The following is a 5,892-nucleotide window of genomic DNA, read 5'->3' as shown; positions in this document are numbered from 1 at the left end:
GGGTTGTACCGTCGGCGTCAGTTTCTATATACAGCATCCGTTTCGATACGATCCGTCGTTCACCCGCACGGGTTGTTCCCGCGTCCTGAATGGCGTGTTCCATATAAAAGATGACCCTGATATCGTTTTCCGTGTCCCGTTCATCGACCAGCACGGTACCACGACGCAGAAGGTCCCTGTTGCGCTCCAGTGTGATATCGATCACCGAATCGAGCAGCGGATGACCGGGGCAGACAAAGGCGGCAAGCGGCTGGCCCTGCGGGGCAACCAGAGGTTTTTCGAACGCAATCCGCTCGTAGCGCGGAAGCACCGGTTCTCCGATGCCTATAAGCCTGTCGCGGTTTCGCACCGGAGCGGGGACACGGGTGATTTCATAGCGTCGCGGTTCGCGTTGCTTGACCGCTCCCCCCAGACGGTTGAACGCTTCGAGGAAGAATGATTCAATGTAGTGTGGCTGGAGTCTTCGCGCCTCCGCCCGTTCCATCTCCTCACGGATTCGAAAGACGCGACTTGCGTCCATCGCGTCGTGGGCGAGCGCCCGCTCTTCCAGCAGATTCTGAAGCTGTGATGGATCGAAGGCGTTTTCAACCACCTGCGTCAGTTTCGATCGTACTTCGGGCCGTTCACCATACCGTATGGCCTCAATGAGGAGTTCGCGCAGGGGCTTCCCGCCGAACTGCATCTTGCCGAGAACATCGAACACCTGGCCGCCGAGCGCCTTGCGCGCCTCTTCGAGCTTCTGGAGAAGGGTTCGGTACACCTCCCCCTCGCGCGTTTCGTCGGCCAGCAGGTTCCAGAGATGACAAACCTCCGCCTGTCCAATACGATGAATCCGCCCGAATCTCTGTTCGATCCGGTTGGGATTCCATGGCAGATCGTAGTTCACCATGAGGTGCGCCCGCTGAAGGTTGATCCCTTCCCCGGCCGCGTCGGTTGCCAGAAGCACCTGCACCGTGGGATCGTGCTTGAAGGACTCCTGTGTTTTCATGCGCTCCTCGCGCCCCATGCCGCCGTGAATGCAGACCACGGCCTGCCTGCGGCCGAGAAGGGTCGATATCCTGCCCTCGAGGTAGTTCAGTGTATCCCGGTGCTCGGTGAAGATGACGAGCTTCTGGTATGGTGAGGGCGCAGGACGGGGAGGATCGGTCCGGTAAGCGGCCTTCCCTTCGGCAACGGAGCCGCCGATCGCTTCGGCAGTGAATATCTCCGAGAGAAGGTTGGCGAGCTCCCTCCACTTTTTGTCCTCTCCACTTCGACGAACAGCAAGCGCGAGCGATTCAAGATGTTTAAGCGTCTCTATTTCAGCTTTCAGTTCAGTTATGGTGCGTGCTGTAGTCGCCTGATCAAGGACCTCCTCCTCAACCGCTTCCAGCTCGTTGTCGGGCGCGTCTTCAAGATCCTCAACATCATCATCGTCCAGAACCGGCATGTCATTCGGCGGCAATACAGGGCCGCCGCCACGTTGGAGTAATTCCAATTCACGCAGGCGACCTTCGAGCCGCTCACGACGGCGTAGCAGTGACTTATATATTGCCTCCGGCGATGATGCCAGTCGACGCTGTAGGATCGTCAAAGCGAATCCTACCGTACCGGCCCGTTTGTCATTTTGAAGTTTATCGGCACGATTGAATTCCTCGCGAACGTATTCGGTTACCTCCTTGTAAAGCCGGGCCTCGGCATCGGAAAGTTTATAGGGCACCGTATAAGCCATTCTTTCGGGGAAGAGTGGCGTGGCGTCGAATTTGAGCAGGTTTTCCTTTACCATTCTACGCATGAGATCGGATACGTCTACGGCGTGGGCGCCGTCACGGAATTTCCCCTCGAATCTATCACCGTCGAGGAGCGCCATGAAGAGCTGGAAGTCCTCCTCCTTCCCGTTGTGCGGCGTGGCCGTCATCAAGAGGAAATGCCGGGTGAGCGTGGAAAGCAGTTGTCCCAGCCGATATCGCTTGGTGTATTTTATCTCGCCGCCGAAGAAGGTGGCCGACATCTTGTGCGCTTCGTCGCATACGATCAGGTCCCATCGGCATTCGGGAGCCTTCAGCTTTTCCTGCACGTCCTCGTTGCGGGAGAGCTTGTCCAGACGCGCGATGACGAGATTGTTTTCAAGGAACCAGTTGCCCGTACGGGCGGCCTCCAGCTTGTCATTGGTGAGAATATCAAAGGGCAGATGGAACCTTCGGTAGAGCTCGTCCTGCCATTGTTCGGCAAGGTTCCCCGGGCAGACCACAAGGCATCGCTGCAGGTCGCCGCGCGCGATGAGCTCTTTCATTAAAAGGCCCGCCATAATGGTTTTCCCGGCTCCGGGGTCGTCGGCCAAAAGATAGCGAAGAGGCTGGCGGGGCAGCATGGATTCATACACCGCGGTAATCTGGTGCGGAAGCGGTTCGACGATCGAGGTATGAACCGCCAGCACGGGGTCGAAAAGATAGGCGAGCCTGATACGATGCGCTTCTGACACAAGGCGAAACAACGCACCATCACCGTCAAAGCTCCACGGGCGCCCTCGCTCGACGACCTCGATCCGGGCCTCATCATGACGGTAAAGCAACTCGTTCGCCACTTTGCCTGTCTGTGTCTTGTAGGTTAGCTCGAGCGCTTCCGATCCAAACCACTTGGTCGTGACGACCGTTACCATGCCATCGGGCAGTATACCCCGTAGAACTGTGCCCGGCTGGAGATTCTCAAATTTCATACTGATTCGCCTGACCTTTAAATACTACATTAGTTGTACAATTCGACCTGCATTTTACCCTGCTTTACGAGAGGGTATTCTGCTTAGCGAGGACTGTGATACTTTCAAATTGGCGTATGGCACAATAAATGATTCTCTTATCTCCAATAATTAGTATTTTTCTTCCTGAACCCTCTATAACTTGCCCCTTCCCCGCGCTCCCGTGCGTCGAAATCGTGCGCCCGATCATGCTCATGCTGATTTCTGAATACCCGGAGGTTTTGCGGCCTGTTGTCTTTTTATTCCGGTTCTTATGGTGTACAACCTCACCGCGCCTCAAAGCACGTCCCAGCTTCTTTTCCGCGGCCCAGCGATGTACCGGTTTGTCGGAATCATTGAATCTATAATACCCGTTGTCGTCTTCGTAAATTTTTGAACCATGACTTGATCCGGCAATAACATCCGGCACCATGTTCAGCAACAACCTGAGAATACCCATACATACCTCCAGATATTAGAACACGAACATTCATACACTGCGAAGGCTACTTTCAAATCGGCCATGTCCCAGGAGCTCTGTCACATATCCCTATACCATTCGCACCCATCACACACAGAACCACGCCCCTGTCACCCGCCCCGTCGTGCGGGATTCTCCCCGATATACCGTCGAACTCCACGCAGCGGGTCTCCGTTGTGGGCGCATCATAAATACCCCTGTCCCGCATCCGCCTACTCCCTCCCCGGAATATTCCTAAACGCGTTTTCCGCCGACTCGATGATCTGTTCCACGGTCTCCATTTCCACGCCGTGCCTGCGCGCGAGGTCAGCGGCGTCAACCGGCCGTTTCGCGTTAAACGCGTCCATTATGTCGCGCATCACCGCGTTGAGCTTGTTCAGGTGAGCCTTTTCTTCATCGGAAGGCTCGGGCCCCGCGAAGGTTTTCGCGTAGGGGCTCGTGTAATCGATTTTCATCTTTAAATCTTTCGTCAGGAGCGACATCATCACCGGCGTCGCGAAGATCCGCGGACGCCCGGGCACGGAAATTCCATTTTCGCCCAACAGCTCCGCCATCTTTGCGTACGCCCATTCGGTCATGGCGGTTACCACGAGATGACGTTTCTTTGAATGATAATAGCAGACCCCGTAGTGGGGAAAGTCTTCCGAGTCGGGCAGGGTGATTTTATATATGTGCTGTACTTTTCGGACCAGGGCCGCGTCGGAGAGCTTTTCGGGATCGAGGTCGATTTTCTTTACTTCCGATTTGCAGTGGACCACGGGATGCCCCCTGCTTATCATGGCCGGAAGCTCGGCCCCGTAATACAGCACCATGAAATGGATTGGATTGTCTTCAATATATTCCGGGACCTCCTCGAGGCGCTCTATACTTCCGTTGAGAAGTGTGGAAAAAGAAAAAATATCCATGGGCTGAAGGCCGCGAAAGTACGCAATCGTTCCGTAGGTCTGCCAGCACAGGCCGTTAAAACCGATAAGAAGTAACAGCATGGACAGGGGTCCGCTTGTTTTAAGAATCGAGTCAATGCCTTTCGAATAAACGGTGAATACTTCCCCGGTGAATACATCGGTTAATTCGAAAAAAAACGCTTCCGGCGAACGCTCGGCCCGGAAAAAGGAAAAACGCCATGGATGATCGATCTGGAATTTCAAAAACCCGATCTCCTCGGCACTTCGAGTCTTCAGCGCGGAATGGTTGACATATTTTGCCGCAAGCCCGCCGCGCTTGAAAAGTTTCAGGCAGGCATACTGCGTCATGGAATATCCCGCCCAGCCCTCGGGCATTTTACGGATAACGTCCCTGTACCGGGAAGCCGCGCCGAGGAACTCCCGATCAAGGTTTTCACGTTCAACGGCGTACGGCACGAGAAACCGGTCGACGAACTCGGCGGTGATCTCCGAGTTTTTTTCGCACTGCCCCAGCATGCGGTGATAATCGTGTTTTTTTGTCATGGTAGCACCGTTTTCAGATCAATCCATCTCCTGCCTGTGCCCATCGCACCTCGCCGGATTCTCCCCGATATACCGTCGAACTCCACGCAGCGCATGGTGATCGCGGATAACGGTATCGTGATACGACCGTTGCCATTGGAACGACGGCGAACCGAAACGATGAATCAATTTCGACACCGCCGATTTATACGATCCGACCACAACCGGGATAATCGCGTGATTGGGCGCCTTTTGTAGCCAGGCATGCCTGGCCCCTACAAAAGGCGCGTCATCGATTACGATGATCCCGTGCACATGGTCCGGCATCACGACGAACGCGTCGACCCTCACGCCGGGAAAATGTTCCGGGATCTCCGCCCAGCACCGGTGCGCGATGAGGCCGTCGGCGTTCAGCACCATGCGGCCGCCGTGCAGGCGGCCGAACCATTCGGCGCGGTGCTTGACGTTCGTGGTGATGAAATAGGCCCCGCGCGACGAATAATCGAATCGGGGTGCCCTGTTCGGCCTGCGTTCGCGCATGATCAGTATTCCACCGGCAACGGTCGCCGTACCGCTCTCTGTATTTCGCCCATCCGGGCCGCCGCGTACGGGGCACGCACGACGCGGCCGGGGTTCAGACACACATCACGGGCGGCCGTGTCGTTCTTTAAATGCCACCGCGGACCCCTCGACGTCATGCTTGTATCTAACGCAACAAAACCACTCTTCAATCTTGAATCTGTAATCTGTAATCTGTAATCTCAAATCCCCATTCCGTCAACCCCATTTCACCGCGCGCAAGGGCGCATAGCGCGAGCGGCTTTGTAAGGGAAAACCTTACACCCGACTGCCGCACAACCAATAGCCCTACCTCCACGTATAATACACGAAATATCCGTTGCGGTACGCGGTGCCCCGGCACCCGCGGTAGGTGATGTCCGCTTTGCCGTTGCTGAAGTCGCCGGCCTCGTCCAGTGTGCAGTGGAGGATGGTGTTTCCCGCGGAGTCGATGTATCCCCAGAAACCGTCCTTCTTCACCGCGGCGCGGCCCTCGGCGAAGCCGCGCACCTCGTCGTACCAGCCGCCCGCCACAAGCGTGCCGCGCCGGTTGATGAAGCCCCAGCCGTTCGCCAGGCGCACGGCGGCGAGGTTGCCCTCGAAGGCGCGGGCGTCCTCGTAGCGGTGCGCGATGAACACGCGGCCCTCGCCGTCGGCATATCCGTAGAGGCCCTTCTCCTCGCAGTAAACCGCTTTGAGCTGCTCGTCCGGGT

The 5,892-nt window shown here is 56.4% G+C and carries 5 protein-coding genes; all 5 read right to left on the bottom strand.

All coding sequences use genetic code 11. From position 1 onward, the window contains the following. On the bottom strand, positions 1–2,695 hold a 2,695-nt coding region (locus tag VLM75_01780), incomplete at its 3' end, for a helicase-related protein (protein ID HSV95642.1). A 64-nt stretch (positions 2,696–2,759) separates the two neighbouring features. Next, positions 2,760–3,173, bottom strand: a complete 414-nt coding sequence (locus tag VLM75_01775; GenBank protein ID HSV95641.1) for a hypothetical protein — start codon at positions 3,171–3,173, stop codon at positions 2,760–2,762. 233 nt (positions 3,174–3,406) lie between these two features. Next, entirely contained in the window at positions 3,407–4,642 is a 1,236-nt protein-coding gene (locus VLM75_01770; GenBank protein ID HSV95640.1) for a hypothetical protein, read from the bottom strand. Between the two features lie 18 nt (positions 4,643–4,660). Continuing rightward, positions 4,661–5,161: a transposase gene (locus tag VLM75_01765; GenBank protein HSV95639.1), complete on the bottom strand. Its 501-nt coding sequence runs from the start codon at positions 5,159–5,161 to the stop codon at positions 4,661–4,663. Between the two features lie 327 nt (positions 5,162–5,488). Next, positions 5,489–5,892: WG repeat-containing protein (locus VLM75_01760; GenBank protein HSV95638.1), on the bottom strand; the 404-nt coding region annotated here is incomplete at its 5' end.

It is taken from the genome of Spirochaetota bacterium, from assembly GCA_035477215.1.
Classification (GTDB): Bacteria; Spirochaetota; UBA4802; order UBA4802; family UBA5368; genus MVZN01.
Note: the sequence above shows the minus strand (reverse complement) of the source record. Positions and strands in the feature narration are given on the sequence as shown.

Excerpts from the sequence above, each read along its gene's own strand:
- VLM75_01770 (HSV95640.1), bottom strand. The coding sequence starts at position 4,642 with ATGACAAAAAAACACGATTATCACCGCATGCTGGGGCAGTGCGAAAAA.
- VLM75_01775 (HSV95641.1), bottom strand. The coding sequence starts at position 3,173 with ATGGGTATTCTCAGGTTGTTGCTGAACATGGTGCCGGATGTTATTGCC.
- VLM75_01765 (HSV95639.1), bottom strand. The coding sequence starts at position 5,161 with ATGCGCGAACGCAGGCCGAACAGGGCACCCCGATTCGATTATTCGTCG.